Origin of the sequence: Shigella sp. FC1544 (assembly GCF_001722145.1) — a bacterium.
Taxonomy (GTDB): Bacteria; Pseudomonadota; Gammaproteobacteria; order Enterobacterales; family Enterobacteriaceae; genus Escherichia; species Escherichia coli.
Genome location: NZ_MECT01000185.1, coordinates 1 through 3,305, shown reverse-complemented (window position 1 = coordinate 3,305; position 3,305 = coordinate 1). Strand labels below are relative to the sequence as shown.

General features: G+C 43.8%; 3 protein-coding genes and 3 pseudogenes. 1 reads left to right on the top strand and 5 read right to left on the bottom strand.

What is annotated here, in order from left to right; genetic code table 11:
- Positions 1-99: 99 nt before the first annotated feature.
- Positions 100-219, top strand: a pseudogene (locus tag BGK49_RS26550) (IS3 family transposase); the annotation flags it as partial.
- Between the two features lie 26 nt (positions 220-245).
- On the opposite strand, the pseudogene BGK49_RS26545 reads toward BGK49_RS26550, so the two are convergent.
- The 5 genes and pseudogenes from BGK49_RS26545 to BGK49_RS30725 form a co-directional block, all read right to left on the bottom strand.
- Positions 246-895, bottom strand: a pseudogene (locus BGK49_RS26545) (IS3 family transposase); the annotation flags it as partial.
- 62 nt (positions 896-957) lie between these two features.
- Positions 958-1,362 (bottom strand): hypothetical protein, encoded by a 405-nt coding sequence (locus BGK49_RS30415; RefSeq protein ID WP_011114759.1) that lies wholly within the window; start codon positions 1,360-1,362, stop codon positions 958-960.
- A 189-nt stretch (positions 1,363-1,551) separates the two neighbouring features.
- Positions 1,552-1,680: pseudogene (locus tag BGK49_RS31040) on the bottom strand (IS630 family transposase); the annotation flags it as partial.
- 233 nt (positions 1,681-1,913) lie between these two features.
- Positions 1,914-2,630: a hypothetical protein gene (locus BGK49_RS11085; RefSeq protein ID WP_046891843.1), complete on the bottom strand. Its 717-nt coding sequence runs from the start codon at positions 2,628-2,630 to the stop codon at positions 1,914-1,916.
- 463 nt (positions 2,631-3,093) lie between these two features.
- Positions 3,094-3,305 (bottom strand): transposase (locus tag BGK49_RS30725; RefSeq protein WP_073714245.1); only part of this gene is annotated, 212 nt, incomplete at its 5' end.

Below are 3,305 nucleotides of genomic sequence, written 5' to 3'. Positions count from 1 at the left end.
CTGGCCGATAAACCGGGTCGGCGAACTGCTCCCCTGGCGCGTAGCACTGCCGACTGAATAACACATCCCCGTCAATACGGTTCTTGCTGCACGCTTACGGCCATCTCAGTAATACGGGAATACATTGAGATTTTCTACAATCGTCAGCGTCGTCACTCTCGTCTGGGGAATATCTCCCCGGCAGCCTTCAGGATAAAATATTATCAGATGACTGCTTAGAAAAAGAACAAATGGTGGTGTCCGCTATTGCCAGTACACCTCAGGCCATGTGCGCGGTAACTGACCGGGTCGAACTTCCGGGAGGCCTTTGCCCTCAGCCCCTGACGGCGCAGGCTTGCCGCCACGGTTTTTACGTTAAAGTGGTAACCCTGAGCACGCAGTTCATCCGTCAGGCGTGGTGCACCGTAACGCTGTTTTGACCGGGTAAAGGCCGCCGCGAGGACAACGCTGTCGCAGTGCTGACGGAACTGCTGACGAGGGCTTATCCTTGTCCGCCGCTGACACCACGTATACCAGCCGCTGCGGGCCACCCGGAGCACGCGGCACATTGCTTTGATGCTGAACTCAGCCTGATGTTTTTCAATAAAGACATACTTCATTTCAGGCGCTTCGCAAAGTATGTCGCGGCCTTTTGGAGGATAGCCAGTTCCTCTGCCTGCACCGCCAGTTGCCGCTTCAGGCGGGCATTTTCAGCGGCCAGTTCACTTTCACGCTCAGACGAGGTCATCTGTTGCTGCAGTTTGCTGCGCCACGCATAGAGCTGAGATTCATACAGGCTGAGTTCACGGGCTGCGGCAGCAACACCGATGCGTTCAGCAAGCTTCAGGGCTTCACTGCAAAATTCAGGCGAATGCTGTTTACGTGTTTTTTTGCTGGTTGATACTGTTTTTGTCATGTGGGTCACCTCTGACTGAGAGTTTACTCACTTAGCCGCGTGTCCACTATTGCTGGGTAAGATCACATCTCATCGCTTACAGCCACTACAGGACGTTTCCGTATCCTGTGAATTATCATCCCACGTGGACTGCATATATTTTTAATACACACAACCCCTCTTCCAGCCACATGCAGTGTCGAGGTGGTCCCGCAGATTCCGTATACCCGACACCCTGCACGGGTTCCGAGTATCTGTACTCCCGGTGGTTTATCAGAGTAATAGTAGTCACTGTTACATTCGACCCAGCTCTTTCCCCCGGGGGGATGCGGGACCACTCGGAAATACACCCCATATGGTCCGTGCACATTAATCTCCGCATAGCAATGTTCTGTTGAATTACGTGGCATAGCCAGTAAAGTCTCTTTTGCAGCAGCGGGTACCGCATACCACATACACATTAGTGCAACTATCAGCGCAGTATTCATTTTTATTGTCACTTTCCGTTACTGGTGCTGTCCGTCACAGCACCTCATGTCCTGCGGACAGGGCAAGCTGACCGGCCATAACAACTTTCAGTTCCATCAGGGAAGTGGAAGCTAGACGCCGGACAATCAAATCCCGCCGGCGGTACACCTTCTTCGCAGCAGAGTTGTTCAGTCAACATGAAAGTGACAGACAGTGTCACCACGATGCAGCATCAGTATGACGGTGAATCGCCGGTCGTAGTTTTTGTTCTTTGTTTTATAGGGAGCTTTCTGCATCAGGCATCGTTCATCACGGGGTATTGGTGCAATGCTCGGCATCACTCAGTCCTGCTGGTGATTTGTGATGTTTGGCAATTTATCTGATTACATAATCTGGACTGAGTCCCCCCTGAGTGTTTTACTGTTCCGAGCACTTATTTAGTAACTTTCTTGCATAGTTGTTTCTGGCTTTAATTGTGCTGCCCTAAGGTTTGTTTCTCAGTATGACAGCTCAATACATATACTTCGAACGCATTATATATTCGTTTAATTCACTTTGTGGGAGAGGATTATTACTTTCTGACATAAACATCATTGATTTCATAAAATCCCGACTGTTCTGTATTAAATATTAAGAATCTGTTACTGTCATCTTTAAATGAACTAGACAAAACGAGCCGTGAATCATAACGAGCAAGAACATAATACCAACTATTATTATAACAAAGCATCTGATATTCTTTTTTTAATTGAGGTTTATACCAGCCAACAAGAAAGGAAAAAAGCCAAAAATAAACCAAAAAACCAGCCATAATTAACTTAATGCGGTGTTCTCTAACAAAAGGGATATCTGAAAAACATGATACAGAAAAGATCCGTCCATATATGCGAATTATTATTGAAATAACCAATGAACTAATAATGCATGAAAGTGATAATGGAAGTATGAAATATTGTTTGAGAATTAAAAGTTCGAATATTACAGGGAAAAACAGTAGGGTAATAGCAAAAAATAGTCTTAAAAAACTCAAGTCTTGTATTTTACTTCTTTTCTTTATAAGAAGAAAAAATAAAATACCAATCCCCCAACCGGTAAAAAGTATACCCATTACTATGATAGCATAGAGTAAACTTCTGGCAACATCATCCAAACCTGCACCAACAACCCACCATGGAAATCCATAGTAAAAAGAGGTTCCCCAGCCATAAGAATAAGCACTGACCCACCCTACACATCCCATATAGGCGATGAATAATGAAGAATTTCTAAGCAATGAATTGTCATTCATAAGAAACCAACTGATAATGTAAAAAATATTCGAGATAAAAAGTTGATCTTTTAATTTTCATGCTAGTAAATTAACAATAATATCATTGTTAATGCATATTTATCATATCAAAATACTCTGCAGAATGCTACTATCAAAACCAGACAAGTGAACAAAACTTGGTCAACATTTAGTAACGCTAGTTGGTAATGTCTTCAATCGATAGAAGTTTCTGGTAATCTACTGGTATTCAAACAGTTAGGGCTCATACAGCTTGCTGGACCTTCCCCATAACCGCCCGAACGTGAAGGTCTGATGTGTTGCAAGAGAGCCGGATGCGGGAAATCTGCAAGTCCGGTTCGATGAGAGGGACGTTGTTTTTACTTGTTGTTGATGAAGACTTTCATTATTGAACAGAATGATAATATTGTCTAAACAAAACATTAAATCTCATAATTCTTTGTAGAAAACGCTTTTCTTGAAATTAAAAATAAGTAGAATCAGCAGTCTCATTATAATTACAGACAATGTCATGCTCTCGCCCGTTCCGGTAATAAACGGAGCGGGCTATTTTTTTGGAATATTTATGGCCCACAATCCGGTAATGCTGCCAACTTACTGATTTAGTGTATGATGGTGATTTTAAGGTGCTTGCGTGGCTTCCATTTCCATCAGATGTCCTTCCTGCTCCGCTAC

What these genes read in the sequence shown, in the direction of transcription:
- BGK49_RS30415 (WP_011114759.1), bottom strand. Translation starts at nt 1,362, where the DNA reads ATGAATACTGCGCTGATAGTTGCACTAATGTGTATGTGGTATGCGGTA.
- BGK49_RS11085 (WP_046891843.1), bottom strand. Translation starts at nt 2,630, where the DNA reads ATGAATGACAATTCATTGCTTAGAAATTCTTCATTATTCATCGCCTAT.